Annotated in this window: 18 protein-coding genes and 2 pseudogenes; 10 read left to right on the top strand and 10 right to left on the bottom strand. The window is 45.0% G+C overall.

The features are described 5' to 3' along the window. The first annotated feature begins 2 nt into the window (after window positions 1-2). Genes ACWYVB_RS09805 through ACWYVB_RS09775 form a run of 7 tightly spaced genes read left to right on the top strand, consistent with a single transcriptional unit; the run spans window position 3 to window position 5,741 of the window. The gene (locus ACWYVB_RS09805; RefSeq protein ID WP_074191606.1) at window positions 3-1,541 is read left to right on the top strand and encodes a phage tail-collar fiber domain-containing protein; all 1,539 of its coding nucleotides are present in this window, start codon (window positions 3-5) and stop codon (window positions 1,539-1,541) included. Window positions 1,542-1,549: 8 nt separating this feature from the next. Then, on the top strand, window positions 1,550-1,993 hold the full coding sequence (locus ACWYVB_RS09800; protein WP_074191605.1) for a hypothetical protein: 444 nt from the start codon (window positions 1,550-1,552) through the stop codon (window positions 1,991-1,993). Beyond that, complete coding sequence (locus tag ACWYVB_RS09795) at window positions 1,990-2,532, top strand: hypothetical protein (RefSeq protein ID WP_074191604.1); 543 nt, start codon at window positions 1,990-1,992, stop codon at window positions 2,530-2,532. The genes ACWYVB_RS09800 and ACWYVB_RS09795 overlap by 4 nt, the downstream gene beginning before the upstream one ends. Next, window positions 2,529-3,422: a hypothetical protein gene (locus ACWYVB_RS09790; protein WP_074191603.1), complete on the top strand. Its 894-nt coding sequence runs from the start codon at window positions 2,529-2,531 to the stop codon at window positions 3,420-3,422. Before ACWYVB_RS09795 ends, ACWYVB_RS09790 begins: the two co-directional genes overlap by 4 nt. Further along, a complete protein-coding gene (locus tag ACWYVB_RS09785; protein ID WP_206949262.1) occupies window positions 3,419-3,967 on the top strand; it encodes a baseplate complex protein in 549 nt (182 codons plus the stop codon). The genes ACWYVB_RS09790 and ACWYVB_RS09785 overlap by 4 nt, the downstream gene beginning before the upstream one ends. Further along, entirely contained in the window at window positions 3,964-5,544 is a 1,581-nt protein-coding gene (locus tag ACWYVB_RS09780; RefSeq protein ID WP_318080040.1) for a hypothetical protein, read from the top strand. Before ACWYVB_RS09785 ends, ACWYVB_RS09780 begins: the two co-directional genes overlap by 4 nt. Next, complete coding sequence (locus ACWYVB_RS09775) at window positions 5,544-5,741, top strand: hypothetical protein (RefSeq protein ID WP_074191600.1); 198 nt, start codon at window positions 5,544-5,546, stop codon at window positions 5,739-5,741. The genes ACWYVB_RS09780 and ACWYVB_RS09775 overlap by 1 nt, the downstream gene beginning before the upstream one ends. A gap of 295 nt (window positions 5,742-6,036) precedes the next feature. On the opposite strand, the gene ACWYVB_RS09770 is transcribed toward ACWYVB_RS09775, so the two are convergent. Then, window positions 6,037-7,203: a hypothetical protein gene (locus ACWYVB_RS09770; protein WP_394623496.1), complete on the bottom strand. Its 1,167-nt coding sequence runs from the start codon at window positions 7,201-7,203 to the stop codon at window positions 6,037-6,039. A gap of 324 nt (window positions 7,204-7,527) precedes the next feature. Between ACWYVB_RS09770 and ACWYVB_RS09765 the strand changes: the two are divergent. After that, window positions 7,528-7,713, top strand: a pseudogene (locus tag ACWYVB_RS09765) (hypothetical protein). Window positions 7,714-8,275: 562 nt separating this feature from the next. Continuing rightward, window positions 8,276-8,905, top strand: a complete 630-nt coding sequence (locus ACWYVB_RS09760) for a DsbA family protein (RefSeq protein WP_395222155.1) — start codon at window positions 8,276-8,278, stop codon at window positions 8,903-8,905. Between the two features lie 75 nt (window positions 8,906-8,980). Here ACWYVB_RS09760 and ACWYVB_RS09755 read toward each other — a convergent pair whose 3' ends face one another. Together ACWYVB_RS09755 and rnt are read right to left on the bottom strand one after the other, a co-directional pair. After that, a complete protein-coding gene (locus tag ACWYVB_RS09755; protein WP_005396535.1) occupies window positions 8,981-10,306 on the bottom strand; it encodes a Na+/H+ antiporter family protein in 1,326 nt (441 codons plus the stop codon). A gap of 28 nt (window positions 10,307-10,334) precedes the next feature. Then, window positions 10,335-10,979: a ribonuclease T gene (gene rnt / locus ACWYVB_RS09750; protein WP_395222154.1), complete on the bottom strand. Its 645-nt coding sequence runs from the start codon at window positions 10,977-10,979 to the stop codon at window positions 10,335-10,337. A gap of 263 nt (window positions 10,980-11,242) precedes the next feature. On the opposite strand from rnt, the gene motY reads away from it, so the two are divergent. Next, window positions 11,243-12,124 carry a flagellar protein MotY gene (motY, locus tag ACWYVB_RS09745; protein WP_012841571.1) on the top strand — a complete coding sequence of 294 codons (882 nt, stop codon included), beginning with the start codon at window positions 11,243-11,245 and terminating at the stop codon, window positions 12,122-12,124. 120 nt (window positions 12,125-12,244) lie between these two features. On the opposite strand, the gene ACWYVB_RS09740 is transcribed toward motY, so the two are convergent. The 7 genes and pseudogenes from ACWYVB_RS09740 to ACWYVB_RS09710 all read right to left on the bottom strand — a co-directional run. After that, the gene (locus tag ACWYVB_RS09740; RefSeq protein ID WP_005384886.1) at window positions 12,245-12,679 is read right to left on the bottom strand and encodes a DUF2753 domain-containing protein; all 435 of its coding nucleotides are present in this window, start codon (window positions 12,677-12,679) and stop codon (window positions 12,245-12,247) included. A 150-nt stretch (window positions 12,680-12,829) separates the two neighbouring features. After that, window positions 12,830-13,246, bottom strand: a complete 417-nt coding sequence (gene gloA / locus ACWYVB_RS09735; protein WP_005380739.1) for a lactoylglutathione lyase — start codon at window positions 13,244-13,246, stop codon at window positions 12,830-12,832. A gap of 32 nt (window positions 13,247-13,278) precedes the next feature. Continuing rightward, window positions 13,279-13,920, bottom strand: coding sequence for an endonuclease III (gene nth, locus ACWYVB_RS09730; protein WP_042522463.1), 642 nt, complete (start codon window positions 13,918-13,920; stop codon window positions 13,279-13,281). A 64-nt stretch (window positions 13,921-13,984) separates the two neighbouring features. Next, a complete protein-coding gene (locus ACWYVB_RS09725; protein WP_054867993.1) occupies window positions 13,985-14,677 on the bottom strand; it encodes an electron transport complex subunit E in 693 nt (230 codons plus the stop codon). After that, window positions 14,677-15,309 (bottom strand): electron transport complex subunit RsxG, encoded by a 633-nt coding sequence (gene rsxG, locus ACWYVB_RS09720; protein ID WP_395222152.1) that lies wholly within the window; start codon window positions 15,307-15,309, stop codon window positions 14,677-14,679. Before rsxG ends, ACWYVB_RS09725 begins: the two co-directional genes overlap by 1 nt. A 7-nt stretch (window positions 15,310-15,316) precedes the next feature. Beyond that, window positions 15,317-16,363 carry an electron transport complex subunit RsxD gene (gene rsxD / locus ACWYVB_RS09715; RefSeq protein ID WP_395222151.1) on the bottom strand — a complete coding sequence of 349 codons (1,047 nt, stop codon included), beginning with the start codon at window positions 16,361-16,363 and terminating at the stop codon, window positions 15,317-15,319. After that, window positions 16,363-16,758, bottom strand: a pseudogene (locus tag ACWYVB_RS09710) (electron transport complex subunit RsxC); the annotation flags it as partial. The gene rsxD and the pseudogene ACWYVB_RS09710, both read right to left, overlap by 1 nt.

Genomic DNA, 16,758 nt, shown 5'->3' with positions numbered 1-16,758 from the left:
CAATGTCACAAACCGTAATCACCAAAGCATTCGAGTCATACAAAGCGCAGCAAGAAGCAATATCACAACCGGTAATACTGGATGAGTTTGTACTGGCGAATGTGCCGGGCCTTGACCCTACTTTGCCGATTGACCGTGAAGAAGGTATTCCAACAGAACATGTCATGTATGTGACGAATGTGCACCAGGATGGGTTTGTGAACCCCAATGCCGTGGTTTACTCCATCACACTGGATACGCGTATTGGCGATTTCGATTTCAACTGGATAGGGCTGCGGAACAAAGCAACCGGCACCTTGGCTGCAATTACGCATTTGCCGACCATTACAAAATATAAATCGGTGCCTGGGGTGAAGAATGGCAATGCGATTACCCGGTCGATTCTGATGAGCTATGTGGGCGCTAAATCTGCAACGGGAATCACCGTGGATGCGTCAACCTGGCAAATCGATTTTACCGCGCGGCTTTTCGGTATTGATGAAGCAGAACGTTTGGCAAATCGTGACCACTATGGCCCGGCATCGTTCTTTGCTGACGGGTTCCTGGTCTACAAAGATGCTGAAGGCCACAAGGTTAACGCGGGACTTGCTTATGTCGAAGGGCTACGTAGTGAATTGGCGGAAACACAATCGCTGTCTGTGCCAGCCGGTAAACAGTTCGTTTATGTCGACACGAGTTGGCAAGGGCAAGTAACCAGCCGTTGGCAAAGCCACGTAGTTGTGACGGTGAGTAATACCGAGCTTAACCACTACACCGACGATGACGGCGTTGAACATTTTGTCAGTAAACTGGCGACTATCGAAGCCGATGGTCAGGTCGTTGATCATCGTACGTTAAAGCCCGATTACGCATCTAAAGACTATGTTCAGGATTTAGTAAGTACCAAGTCGGGTAAAGGTCACAACCACAATGATGATTATTATCTAAAGCACCAAGTTGACACACTAAACGCTGACATCAGGGAAGACACGTTCTATGCACAAGGTAAAACGAGTCTATATGAAGGTTTAGATGCTGTACCTTGGGATGTGAAGTCGGGTGTGTATCAAGCCTCCTTGCCTGGCTCTCATGGTGAGCTAGTTCTTCACATGCTAGCAAAGAGCACCTCAACGTCTGCAGCGCAGTTTCGTTTTAGGTATAAAAACGGTGGAGCTTATTACCGTTCCTCACGAGATCAATATGGTTTTGAGGAGGGTTGGGTTCGCTTGGATAAGCACGAACAGTTTTTGCATTTATGGAGCTCCCAAACAGAGCACACATTGACGCGGAATGGTTATAGCAAAGCATATTTGCTAGTTCGGAAATATTCTGAAACCAGGATAAGAATTGATGCGGATAGTTTTAAGAATGACGATGAAATTGTTATCTGCAACCAAATAGAAAACGCCGGAAAAGTTACGGTTGTTTTAGAGACAACACGAGGAGCAAAAATTTATGCCCCCGACAATACCGGACATGCGAGCGTTACGATAACAGGGCGATGCAAGGCAACATTTAGAGTCACCGGAAGTAATTTTTATATTTCCTCAGTTACCCAATAGGAGACGTTATGGAAGTCAGTGACTTTTTGACTGGTAATAATTATTTAAAACGGCTTGATCAGATTGGGTTTGACAGCACTCGGCTTCAACCAGAATCTGGGCATATTCAATATGACACTTGGACAACCGTACTCGAGTTAACTGGCTCTTATATTATTGACAATTTAGCGGTAGGCGGAACAAATACGGCGAGCCAATCTGAACATGTAAAGGTTAAGTGGTTCATCGATGGCGTAGAAATGGTTCCACGGAGTATTGATACTCAGGTTCTCACTCCAGTCATTGGTGCGAGTGGAGCTGCAAGTGCATCCCTTGCTAAGCCACAGTTGTTGGATGGGGCGCGTGAGTTTTGTAAATCGTCTTTCGTATGCCAGGTATATGTCCCTTCGGTCGCGAATTACGGTGTTCATGTTTTAGCGCGTTATAGCCGAGTAGAGAAGGCAAAATTATGACTTATGTAACTACTGACGAACCTGAAAAAAATGAGTATTTCCCACCAAGTGGTGCACTACCATCTAATCCAATTAAAGAAGACAAAACAGAGGTCTTTCGCGATGGCTCATGGATTGTAGCGGAGCCGCTACCGGGCGACAAAGTTAAGCAGATATACTCGTCTGGTCATGTGGCTGAGTTCATTTATCGCGAGCGAGTTGAGCCAATGTTGATGAAAATAATCATCAACAAGGTGGTCGGAGCAGTTAAAACCAGTAGTGACTACACCCGCATTACCTGCCTGGAACTGACGGACATTGTGGTCACGGGTACGGTCGCTGTCCCTGACCAAACCTTTTCAATGCCGCTAAAACGCGATGATGGACGTTTGACGTTATTCCCGGCGCAAGTTGTCAACGGTCAGTTTGAAGTCGTGTTGAACTTCCCGACCAGTGGCCAGTTTGTTTATACCAATGCCGAGGCTAACCACGATTTGCCAGAGCCTATGTTTAAAGTCGCGCCGATCCGGGTTGATGTACTTCGTAAGGCAGCAGTATGACGTGGAAAACTGCTTCGTTCTGCTGGTCTGGCTCAACCCAAAACATTCAGTCCTCTGCAGAGGCAGTGTTGACCAAGGTTGAGGGACATTCCAATAAGACAGTTGAGCGCATTCAAGCGCTGAAAGGGCAGGTGATATTTGCCCGCCATCCGTTAAGTACCAATGCTGAGGCCTTACTTAACCTGCGGACAGAGCTTGATGCACTTTTAACCAGCGGCCAGGTGCTTTGTGTTCATCCTTATCAACATGCTATTGGTACGGTTACGAATTCTGGGAATCACTTAACACCGGATGAAGCAGTCACGGTGTTGGCCAATAAGTTGAAAGACTTCAATGATAGGCATCATCCAAAAGGCAACTTACATGTTGTCGGCTGGATGCTTGCAGAGAACACGTTAGCCAACTTTGCCAGTGCAACAAAAGCCCTTTATGAGGTGGTGAATATATCTGAGCTTGGCATGGTCAGCCGAAGGGTAAGCAAAGAGCAAAGCCTGCAGCCTGAGAAAATGACCAAACCGGCCACAATCGTACAGCCAAGGCTTAAGCCGGTAGCACAGCTAAATCAAGAGCCTTTGCGCTCTGTTGAACAATGGCAAGGTGCCCAAATCGCCCAGCTGGAGTCACTCGCCTCAGATAGACAGACTCCGGTCGATAAGCTCGCAGCGCTTGCAGAAAAACGCGCGGCACAACTCAACGACTGGTCGCAGGCGATCAATAGCCTCAAGCAGGATAATGTTGAGTTACATAAGTTTGCAGCATCAGGAACCGCAGAGATGATCGCAACCAAACTGAACCAGTCCACGCCGCCCGGCCGGGAAAACAGCTATACCTTCGCTTGCCTGTTTATCAGTGCCAAACCAATTACTTTTGTTTCGGAGTTATTCGCATGACTCAATTAGCTTTAGACGGCGAAATCATCTACATGAACTCCACACGAATTAGCCCCTCAGTAGAAATTCGTGAGCAAGATATGACGGGGCAAGCCAGCGGTACCGACGGCAGTGAACAAGGTGATAAAGGCATCGTGCTGGCGGTATCTGGTCTTATCCCGTTTAAACGAAAAGATGTACTCAAGCGACTCATGTTGTTATCCCGGGCAACAGAAGCAGGCAAACGCAAGATTTATCGAATTGGTAATGAAACGGCCAAGACCCTTACAGTGCGCCAGGTCAGGTTTGTGGGACAGCTTGCCGCAGATGAACAAGAAAAGCTGATGGCATGGAAAGTGACGTTTCGTTTGCGTGAATACATGTCGGTGACGGAAGCAAAACAGCAGAAAGAGCAAGCAAAAGCACAACAGGCCGTCACACAAAGTACGGAGAACACAACGACAGCAGAGCCGAAAGCTCATGCAGCGACAACCAACCAAACCGAGCAGGTGAAACGAACCAGCTTTGAAGCCGCACTGTTACAGAAAGAGTCTCAACTGGCATGAAGTTAAACAAACGAATCAGAGTCAATGGCGAAGAGCAAAAACTGGCCGAGGAACAAGTCATTCTTGAGCTTAGTGCCGGTGGCCGCGCCACCTTCGTCATAGAAGGGGAAATCGCAAAAGGATCGCTAATCACATTTGATATCGGCTATCAGGATGATTTTAAAGCTTACTTTGACGGATTCGCCGCCAAGGTTCAGCCGGCGCAAAATGGTTACACCAAAGTGATCGCCCGAGAGCGTGCGGGGTTACTCGCGGCCAGGTGGCCAGTGAGTATTCAGCACCCAACCGCCTCTGAAGTACTCGAGCAGTTGAGTTTTGATAGCGGCTTAAGTTTCGTGATGCCCCAGCAAGATTATATGACCACGCGCATTCCGAATTTCACCAGTCAGGGCACCGGTTATCAGTTACTGGAGAATCTGGGCCGAGCGTTTCAGATAGAGGATTTTTGCTGGTACCAGCAAACGGATGGCAATATTTTCGTTGGCAGTTTCGCGGATAGCCGCTGGTCTAACCGTCCTACCGATTTGCCGACCAACCTGACCACTCAGCAGATGGGGGGTAAAAGCATGAAGTTAGGTGCGATCCCTTCCGTTCGTCCCGGTGCAATTATCAATGGTCAGCGCATTACCCAGGTGCACTTTCAAAATACTGACATCACCCTGTATTGGGAAAGTGAAATGAATGCAGAAAAGCGCAAAATCAACTATCTGTTCCCCGAGCTGGCTGCCGGGCATCACTTGCCGAGACTTGCCAGGGTGAAAGCGGTCACCGACCAAAGCCAGGTCGGACATGAAAACAACCCATTTCGTCCACGCTATGCGGTAGATGTGCAGTTGTTGGATGAAAACGGCCTGCCAGATGAAGAAGTGCCACTATACAAAGCGGTGCCACTACCCACGGTTATCGGCGGCTCAGAGCAAGGTCAGTTCGCCACACCGACAGAGGGCACCATTGTTGAAATCGCTTTTGCGTATGGCAGAAGCGATCGCCCATTCATTCGAACCATTCTGGGTGATGGCTGGTCACTACCCGAATTAGAGCCAGAAGAGTTGCTGACTCAGCAAAGGCATGAGGTTTTTGAACGCATTGATGCAGCAGGCAACCACACTCAGGCAACCGACCAAACAAGGCTTATCGAAGCCTATGAAGAGTTACACCAGGTAGATAAATATCTGGCAGAGTTTGGGTCACATGAAGTGACGGTAAACCAGCATAGCAAAGAGAATATTGGCGGCCAAAAGCTCATTGAAGTTCTGGGCAGGTTTGAGGTGATGGCAGGTGATGACATTACCCTGGGTTCACTTGCGAATATACACTTAACCAACGGTGGTGACTGGGTGCAGATCATTGGCCAACTGCGGGACGTAGTGATTGGTTTAGACGACAAGCTCAAGGTGCTGGGGAATAAAGTTACCAACGTAGAAAAAGACATAACAGCGACCGCCAAGAACATGCGCTATACGGCAAACCTTATCACGATGAATGGTGGTAAAGGGGTGGTCCAGGGCGATTGTATTTGTGCTTACACGGGGAAGCCTCACTCCGACCTCTCATCAACAGTTAAGGCAGGTAAGTAATGACATTAAGCAAAGCATCATTAAAACAAAAGATTGTGACTGAATTGCAAGCTCAAGGCTTTGTAACAAGTGGAACTCACGCACGAAATGCAGAAATGGCAGAAGCTATTGCAAACGCTGTGGTAGAAGAAATCACCCAGAACGCACAAGTGCTGGTAACGGGGGGAAGTTCTGCAGGAGCCTACAAAATAACCTAGGGATTCCCTGTATCATCAAGCGCACACTATATACTTAAACCAAATAGTTTTAACCAGCAGTTAGGTGATGATAAATGAACACTTCTCCTACACTTGCTATGTTTCGACCTTTTTTTCCGAAGCTGAATCCATACCTCGTTGATTTGTTTAGGCTTCAATTAGTTATAAAGTTGCACGGGATAAAGAAAGGCTTCCAGACAGAAGCCTTTCTTCGCTATGGAATCTCTCAAACGAATGTTAGAGAGCATTATGATCTGGGTTCGTTCTGAGAAATAACATCCTCAAAAATCAGTGATTAGAACATAGCAACGTGCAATGTTATAGAGTTGCTCACTCCATCAGGGGTGATGACTTCAGTGGTAAAGTGGTCATCTATTCTATCTATTTGTTCTTTGATTGTGGTTGTATATGTTGCGGTCCAGCCTTGCTCTGATGGCATGATTTCTACCGTGCCAAACATAGGCTTTAAGGATACGTCTATTGGCCATTGTTGCCAATTTCGCCCTTGATAATCATAAACTTTTATTGGCAGTTCTATTTCAACAGTTTCACCAATATTAGGCATTGCTGCCGCTACAGAGTATCCTTGAAGAATAGGGGTTGTTTTATCAGGTAGCTTGCCATCACCATCATTATCAATGAAATATAAAAGAGACGGCGCATCAAAGTCGAGGCCGTGATCCTGAAAATAGGAAGTAACATTACTTTCAATTGTAAAAGTGTCTATCTCTTTGTGAGCTTGTAATAGTTTGCTTTTTGTTTCCTCAATTTTTTCTAAGTTATCCTCTTCTAGATAATTTGCTAGCAGTGCAATTTGCGTTGTTGGTTCAATACCGTTCATATCAGAAAGGTATAGCGTTAAGGATGACATAGCTAAAAGTATTGCGGCAGCATCGGAGTCTTGTTGTAGGCTTACAGTGTAGAAATCTGGAGTTTTGCTCTCTGAATACCCATAAATTTCTAACAGTTCTTTTGTTGCAAGCTTTGAAGCTTCGGAGAATGGAAGTTTCTGCTCTAAAATTAATTTTTTTAGCTTTCCTTTAATCAAGGTAGTTACAATATTAATGCTAAGAGTAGATTTTGGCTTTAATTCATAATATGAAGATAGTGTTAATTCTTTAGATGAGTCATCTGATAATTCATTGTAAAAGTAGCCTTTTGAAAAAACCTCTACAAAGTCAGAATTCAAATTCTCTGAAATAGCGTATGAACCATCATAGTTTTGGACTTGGGAATCGAAAGACTTGCCAGTTTGTTCCATTTTATCATTAAGTTCATGCAGTGTTACAACTGACCCTGGTTGTAATGGCCCTTTTTGAACTACTCCTGATACGTCAAATATGATTGGAGGAGTCACATCATTGCTCCCTCCATCACTACTGTTACCGCCACCGCCACCGCCACAGCCACTAACTAGGACACTACTTATAACGAGAGACAATACGTGTCTTCTTTTTAACATTGTTTTACCTTTCAAACTAAATCATACATGGGCGCATGAATGGTAAACTTGTTACATATAAATCAATAGATTTTTATCCCCTTGCCGAGAACAAGTAGGCACAAAGTTGATTTAAATCACAAATATAAGTCGGTCGTCTTATATCGAACTGCTAATACCATGCTTACTGAAGCATGAGAATAGTCAGATAGAAAAGCGCGGTTAAAGTGAATTTGGCGTAACTCTCTGTTGTGTGAATAAACATTAGCAAAGCCACTGACAGGGTTTTATTCAAAATGTTTTTTGGGTTATGTTGGAGCGCAGGCTGTTAAATGCAGGTAAGTAATGACATTAAGCAGAGCATCTCTAAAACAAAAGATTGTGACTGAATTGCAATCTCAGGCTTTCTAACAAGTGGAACTCACGCTCGAAATGCATGAAATGGCAGAAGCTATTGCAAACGCTGTGGTAGAAGAAAGCACCCAGAGCGCTCAAGTACAAGTAACTGGTGAGACTTACAAAGTAATTTAAGCATCGCTGCCACTTAATGACGAATATATTAGTGGTCAGGTGACGGAATCTGTACTCCTAGCAATCTACAGAAATTGCACTGAAAAACGAACAGGAACAAAAATAGGTTTTCATTCGATGAGTCAGTATAATTAGACTGAAATTATTAGGTAACGTTGGAAATAGGGGTAAAGAAGTTCTTGTCTTCGTGAGGTGCCAAATTAAACGACCTAAGGCGCTAGATACATACCTTTACAAGCCGAGTTAGTGGAATTTATTTGTCCGAAGTGTGATGAAGTTGTTTTGTGCGTAGATGGGAGTAATCATCCTAGATTGACCTGGAAACAAAAAATGCTCACACTGCGACTATGAGACAGAACTTACAAAACCGTTTCCAATGATAAAGTATAAGGGAGAGGTTTTTGTGCTAGATAAGCACATATCAAGGCCTGAACCTGTACCGGAAAACTCTTAAGCAAACGGGAGATTACTAAGTGAATAAAATAATATCTGTCGCCACTTGATCGCCATTTGTTATTTTTGTTTGATGTAACTAATTGAATTTATAGGTTTAAATAATTAAGTGGATATAAAGCTTTACTACGTGCATGACCCAATGTGCAGTTGGTGTTGGGGTTACAAACCGACGCTTGATAAATTGAAACAGCAACTGCCAGGCGTTATTCAGTTTGAGTATGTGGTGGGTGGTCTTGCGCCAGATACTAGTTTGCCGATGCCACCAGAGATGCAACAAAAACTCGAAGGTATTTGGAAGCAGATTGAGTGTCAGTTGGGCACCAAGTTTAACTACGATTTCTGGAAGCTTTGTACGCCAGTAAGAAGCACTTACCAATCTTGTCGCGCAGTTATCGCAGCGGGCTTTCAAGATTCTTATGAGCAGATGCTAGAAGCGATTCAACATGCGTATTACTTACGTGCGATGCCTCCCCATGAAGAAGCAACTCACTTGCAGCTAGCTAAAGAAATTGGTTTGAATGTTCAGCAGTTCAAGAACGATATGGACGGCTCTTTCTTAGAAGGTGTGTTCCAAGATCAACTGAGTCTTGCAAAGAGCCTAGGCGTGGATTCTTACCCTAGCTTGGTTCTTCAAATTAACGACGCTTATTTCCCGATTGCCGTGGATTATCTGTCAACAGAGCCTACCTTGAAACTGATACGTGAACGTATTATTGACAATATGCCAGCGCAATAATCGCGATTTCAAATAACAAAAAGCCGCTCAATGAGCGGCTTTTTCGTAACTAAGTATATCCATCAAACAACGGTACTAAAGCACCATTGCAGCAATCCAACCAAAGATGATCAATGGAATGTTGTAGTGGATAAAGGTTGGAACAACCGTTTCCCAAATGTGCTCATGCTGACCGTCGGCATTTAGACCAGATGTAGGGCCTAATGTCGAGTCGGACGCTGGAGAACCAGCATCACCCAAAGCAGCAGCAGTACCAACTAGCGCGATTGTTGCCATTGGCGAAAAACCAAATGCCAACGCGAGTGGAACGTAGATTGTCGCCAAGATTGGAATGGTTGAAAACGATGAACCAATGCCCATTGTTACTAGCAGGCCAACGATCAGCATCAGTAGTGCTGCAAGCGGCTTATTATCACCAATGCTGGTAGAGAGAGACTGTACTAATGTCTCAACGCCACCTGTTTGCTTCATTACCGCAGCAAAACCTGCGGCAGCGATCATGATGAAACCAATCATAGCCATCATATGCACGCCTTTTGTGAAGACATCGTGCGTTTCTTTCCAAGCAATCACACCGCCAAAAGTAAACACCATAAAGCCAGCTAGAGCACCAATAATCATTGAGCCAGTGTAAAGCTGAACACCCAATGCGGCGACAATACCAAGAGCGGCCACCAAGATGTGCTTTTTATTGATAGCATGATCTGTCTCGTGAACGACAGTCAACTCCGTTTCTTCGTAGATGCGTGGTTTACGGTAGCTAACAAAGATTGCCAGCAATAGACCAAACAACATACCAGCACCTGGCAGTAACATTGCAGTTGGAACTTGGCTTGCAACCACGTTTTCCAAACCGTTGTCATGTAGGTTCTTTAATAGAATGTTGTTTAAGAAAATACCGCCGAAACCAACAGGTAAGATCATGTAAGGTGTGATCAAACCAAAAGTAAGAACACACGCGACCAAACGTCGATCGAGCTTAAGTTTCGCGAATACGCCCAAAAGAGGTGGAATCAAAATTGGAATAAAGGCGATATGGACCGGAATTACGTTCTGAGATGACATAGTGACAAGAACGAGCGCGACTAACACCGCGTACTTTAACCCGGTAGTTGACGCCGAGTTTTCTTTACCATTTAAGCGCTTGATAACACTTTTTGCCAGTAGGTCCGTGATGCCAGATTTAGAGATAGCAACGGCGAAAGTACCTAACATTGCGTAGCTTAGAGCGATAGTCGCACCGCCACCTAAACCACTTTCGAACGCGGCAACTGTGTCTCCAAGGCTCATGCCTGCGACAAGGCCACCAACGATGGCACTAAACGTGAGGGCAACCACCACGTTTACGCGCATCAATGCTAACACGAGCATGACGCACACTGATATAACGACAGGATTCATACTTTTCCTAATATGTTGTGTTTACTTATTATTCTTCGTCAACAAGCGGCCAACCGCCGAGGGCCTTCCATTTGTTGACAATGCCGCAGAATAATTCTGCTGTTTTTTGTGTATCGTAAAGCGCTGAGTGTGCTTCACGATTATCGAATTCCATCCCGGCCGTTTTGCATGCTTTCGCGAGAACCGTTTGACCATAAGCAAGGCCACTCAATGTTGCCGTGTCAAAAGTAGCAAAGGGATGAAAAGGGACTCTTTTTAGTTTACAGCGCTCATTGGCTGCATTTACAAAACCTAAGTCGAATGCTGCGTTATGGGCAACCATTATTGCGCGCGAGCAATCTGCGGCTTTTTGTTCTTTGCGAATAAGCTTATAAATCTCTTTTAACGCTTCTTGCTCAGAAACTGCACCACGAAGAGGGCTATATGGGTCACGAATACCATTGAATTCTAGCGCTTCTTTTTCTAAGTTAGCGCCCTCAAATGGCTCAACATGAAAATGAATGGTGGAGGCCGGATGCAACACGCCATCGTCGTCCATTTTTAACGTAACGGCGCAAATTTCTAAAAGTGCATCAGTTTGAGCATTGAAACCTGCGGTCTCAACGTCTACTACCACAGGGAAATAACCACGAAAGCGTTTTTTCAAGGTCAGGGCTTCATTTTCTATTGTCATGTCGGCTTATTTTTGTGTGACGAAGGCTGCATTATTGCAGATTATACCGACGAGAAAAACCGCAATTTAGGAGAAAAACGGAATTCTATTTTGCATCTCATCAATACGCTCGATCGCATTTCGGGTGATTGAGTTACCATGATTAACGTTAATCGTAATATCACGACATTTCGCACGTTGGCGAGGTTTTTGCATGCCAGGTGAAGTGGTTCTATTGATTCAAATTGACGGCAACAGACTGCCGTTTAAGAGACAGTACTTAGATGAAGAAATGGCTGATTACTAGTGGCGTTGTATTTTCGTTGTTTAGCACAAGCAGTTTTGCTGTGATGGGCAAACGTTATGTTGCCACTCCACAGCAATCTCAATGGGAAATGGTGGTCAACACACCGTTAGAATGCCAACTTGTTCACCCTATTCCAAGTTTTGGAGATGCGGTATTTTCATCTCGTGCGAATAAAAAAATCAATTTAGACTTTGAGTTAAAAATGCGTCGTCCGATGGGAGAAACACGTAACGTCAGTCTCATCTCTATGCCGCCACCTTGGCGACCAGGTGAACACGCCGATCGAATTACAAACCTAAAGTTTTTTAAACAGTTTGATGGTTATGTCGGAGGGCAAACAGCATGGGGCATTTTGTCTGAGCTGGAAAAAGGGCGTTATCCGACCTTTAGTTATCAGGATTGGCAGAGCCGAGATCAGAGAATTGAAGTCGCATTGTCATCCGTGCTGTTTCAAAATAAGTACAACGCGTTTAGCGACTGTATTTCCAATTTATTGAAATACAGTTTTGAAGACATTGCCTTTACGATTTTGCACTACGAAAGACAAGGTGATCAGTTAACCAAGGCTTCCAAAAAGCGTTTATCACAAATTGCAGATTATATCCGACATAATCAAGATATCGATCTCGTGCTGGTGGCGACGTACACCGATTCAACCGATGGCAAAAGTGCGAGCCAAAGTTTATCTGAGCGACGTGCAGAGTCACTTCGTGATTATTTTCAGTCTCTAGGGCTACCGGAAGATCGAATTCAAGTGCAAGGGTACGGCAAGCGTCGTCCTATTGCAGATAATGGCTCGCCAATAGGAAAAGACAAAAACCGCCGAGTCGTAATATCACTCGGGCGAACCCAAGTGTAACGAATATAAAAACGCCGAAGCTGAAAGCTTCGGCGTTTTTAATTTACTGACGTTGTTAATAATATTTTAATGGGATTTTGCTAAGTACCTTTCGGTGATTCCGGCTGTATAATTTGAATGTTAGTTTAAGCGGAATTTGGCAATGACTTCGCAATTTGTTGCGGTATCGATTTTTTCAACCTGTTTGGCAATAGCCGGATTAGGGTGACGTTTCATGAAGTCTATTAATGCTTTAGTGCAACATCCTATTGAGTCGATAAAGCTTGCACATTCTTTATTTGGGCATTGTGGGATGAGTGTTAAGACTTTCTCTGAAGCCAGCTGAAGGTATTTGAGTTCATAGTCAGTGTCTCCGGCCCAACGCCAGAACTGAGCTAAGTTATGACAAGAAATCACAGAAATTAATAATCGCTCGTCTGCTTCAATTTCCACACATTCGCTAATATCTTCACTCAGGCTTAGGGCTTGCTGGTAATGAAGAATGCTGCGAACAGGGTCATCTAGTTGAAGTGCCGTATCGGCTAGAAGTGTGTGTTTTTCCCATTCACTGATCATTATCGTAATCCCGCATCTCGAAGTTGCGAATAAATCTAAACGATAATTATTATCAAGTAAAGTGTTTTGTTTATAAAAGAACAGGCAGATCGCAGACCTGCCTGTAATCGATGTTCAACTTGCAGTACAAGTGATTATTAGAAGTGCCGCTTAGCCTTCAAGACCTGCTGAAGCTTGCTTGTTTTGGATAAGCTCAATCATATAACCATCTGGGTCTTTTACGAATGCAATGTGCGTGCTTCCGCCTTTTACTGGACCTGGTTCACGCGTCACATTACCGCCCGCCGCTTTGATAGCGTCGCAAGTTGTGTAGATATCATCAACACCAATGGCGATATGACCAAAAGCAGTACCTAGGTCATATTCAGTTTTACCCCAGTTGTAAGTTAGCTCGATCACAGCACCTTGGGATTCGTCACCGTAGCCAAGAAACGCCAGTGTGTATTCGTACTCTTTATTCTCGTTCGTACGAAGCAACTGCATGCCCATAACTTCAGTGTAAAACTTGATGGATTTGTCTAGATCACCTACGCGAAGCATAGTGTGGAGAATTCGACCATTTGACATTTTTTGCTCCTAGCTTTGATTTTCAAATAGCGTTAGCTATCTGGATATACTTTCTCTTTATATTCGCACAAATCTTCAATAATGCAGCTACCGCAGCGAGGCTTTCTCGCCAAGCACGTGTAGCGGCCATGAAGAATGAGCCAGTGGTGCACATCGAGTTTGAACTCTTTTGGCACAACTTTTAATAGCTTTTGCTCGACATCATCAACCGTTTTGCCCATTGCAAACTTAGTACGATTCGACACGCGATAAATGTGCGTATCGACGGCAATGGTTGGCCAACCAAAAGCGGTGTTGAGCACGACGTTTGCGGTCTTGCGACCTACGCCTGGTAGCGCTTCTAACGCTGCACGATCTTCAGGAACTTCACCATTGTGTTTTTCCAACAAGATCTTACAAGTCTTGATAGTGTTTTCTGCCTTTGAGTTAAACAAACCGATGGTCTTTATGTATTCTTTTAAGCCATCAACTCCCAAATCGAGAATACTTTGCGGTGTATTAGCGACAGGGAAAAGTTTGTCGGTGGCTTTATTGACACTTACATCGGTTGCTTGCGCTGATAATAATACCGCGATTAGCAGCTCAAAAGGGGAGCTCCAGTTAAGCTCAGTTTGAGGATTCGGATTGTTTTCTCGTAATCGCTCAAGAATTTCGATTCTTTTTATTTTGTTCATTGCTGACTTCCAATACCGTCTCTGCGGTTTATGAAAAAGGCTCCTATGACAGAGCCTTATTTTGTTATGCGTTGGTGACGCGAGCACGTTCTATGGTTGGTTTTTCTTCTTTTGGTTGACGTGCCTGGACTGAATTATCGATGACATTTTTAAGCGCTATCAACAGACCAACACCGATAAATGCACCGGGTGGAAGAAGCGCTAGCAAAAAGCTGTTGTCAAATTGGAAAACTTGGATGCGGAGAGCGGATGCCCAGTCTCCTAATAGCAGATCTGCCCCGTCGAATAGCGTACCATTACCAATTAACTCACGCATGGCACCTAGCACGACCAAAACGCTTGTCATACCAAGACCCATCCATAAACCGTCTAATGCTGCAGGCGCAACATCATTTTTTGAAGCGTATGCTTCAGCTCGACCAATAATGATGCAGTTGGTTACAATCAGAGGAATAAAGATACCAAGAGACAGGTATAAACCATACGCATAGGCATTCATCAATAACTGAACGCAGGTAACAAGTGAGGCAATAATCATCACGAATACAGGAATGCGGATCTCTTTTGGTACGTAATTACGAATAAGAGAAACCGTGACGTTGGAGCCGACCAGCACTAATAAGGTTGCAATACCAAGACCTAAGGCATTGGTTATTGTGGAAGAAACCGCTAGTAGTGGACACAGACCCAGCAGCTGTACGAGAGCAGGGTTATTACTCCACATACCGTTTTTCATCAGCAATTTATTCTCATTCATTACTGCTCTCCTTCACAGACCAAAGGCTGGCTAAGAATGTCTTCACGAGATTGGTTTACGTAGTTAACGGTATTTCGCACCACTTTTACGACGGCTCTAGGCGTGATCGTTGCACCAGTAAATTGATCGAAATCACCACCATCTTTACGAACTTTCCATGAGTTCCAGTTACTTTCCGTGACTTGTTTGCCCGTAAAGCTCAGGATCCAGTCGGTGACACGAAGATCAATTTTATCGCCCAGGCCAGGGGTTTCTTGATGGCTTAAGACGCGTGTCCCCAAAATATTGCCCTGATTGTCAATCCCAGTAATAACTTTTATCTCACCATTGTAGCCATCTGGCGCGATGGATTCTATTGCGATTGCTGTCGGTTCACCATTCTTCGTGGCGAGGTAGGCTGGCATCGCACGTAATGTCCCCAGTTCTGGTGACGTGACCATAGTGCAGGCTTGCGTGAGTGCGTTGTCATGCATGTTTTCTGGAATGACTTGATTCAAAACAGAAAGCAATTGTTGTTGTTCTTGTATCTTGATTTGGTCTTTTGTTAGGTACTGAGTAAAGGCGACTAATCCGGTTGTTGCACAGGCAAAGATCGCAAGTGTCAGACCATTTTTTCTAATAGCGGTTAACATGTTTACCTCAGTGACCGTAAGTTCTAGGTTTGGTGTAGTAATCGATCAGTGGCACACACATATTTGCAAGTAACACTGCGAATGCAACACCATCAGGGAAGCCGCCCCAACTGCGAATGATAAAGACCAAAGCACCAATAAGCGCGCCAAAGATCAAACGTCCTTTAACGGTGGTAGACGCCGACACGGGATCGGTTGCAATAAAGAATGCGCCAAGCATGGTTGCACCTGATAACAAGTGGAAGATTGGCGACGCAGTTTCCCCTGGGGTCAGCAAGCTGAACACGACGCTAAATAGCGTCAGGCTCGCTAGGAAACCTACGGGGATATACCATTGGATGATGCGTTTTTTGATCATCACTAAACCACCAAGTAAGTAGGCAAGATTTACCCATTGCCAACCAATGCCAGCTAATCCATCGAATATTGGCTGCGACAGTACTTCGCTTGGGGTTGCACCTGTATGAATGCCGGTCTTAAATGCATCAAGTGGCGTCGCCATTGTCACACCGTCAACCCCCGTTCGAACTTGCTGAAGCGATAAGCCGTCGTAATCATAGCCCGTAAAAATTAAAGAGAGTGTATCTGCAAAATTTACGTGATCAGGTATGAGTGACGTCGGGGCACTCCAACTCGTCATTTGCACTGGGAATGAGATCAACAAGACCACATAAGCGACCATGGCAGGATTGAATAAGTTTTGACCAAGGCCACCATATAGGTGTTTAGCGATTACGATCGCGAAAATAAGTCCGATCACCATAATCCACCACGGAGACCATGGTGGGATAGCCACGGCTAATAACCAAGCGGTAACGATCGCACTGTTATCACGTAGTGCTCGCATCGGCGAACGTTTACGGAAGGCCATAACTAAGGCTTCAAGTGATACAGCGACTGCGATGGCAAAAATCAGCTGAATAAGCGTTCCCCACCCAAAGAAGTAGGTCTGAGCCGCTAAACCTGGGAGAGCACAAAGTGCCACCCATTTCATTAAGTCAGGTGTACTACGACGGCTGTGGGTATGCGGTGAACTGGCAATAAAAAACGACACTACTCGTTCTCCTCAGTATTATTTTTATTAGCTTCTTGCTGCGCTTTGCGAGCCTTCGCGCGCGCAATAGCAGCAGCGACAGCCGCTTTTTTCGGATCTTCAGTTTGTTCAGCAGGCGTTTCAGCTTCTACCGTTTCGGCTGGTTCTTCTTGCTTAGCTTTACGCGCTTTGGCACGCGCAATAGCCGCAGCGACAGCCGCTTTTTTCGGATCTTCGGTTTGCTCGGCAGGTGCTTCAGCTTCTTTCGCTTCAGTTGAGTCCGCTTGTTGCGCTTTACGAGCCTTCGCGCGCGCAATTGCTGCGGCAACCGCGGCTTTCTTCGGATCGTCGGTTTGCTCGGCAGGTGCTTCAGCTTCTTCCGCTTCAGTTGAGTCTGCTTGTTTCGCTTTACGTGC

It is taken from the genome of Vibrio sp. JZG10, from assembly GCF_054064075.1.
This window is presented reverse-complemented; position numbering and strand designations above follow the sequence as displayed.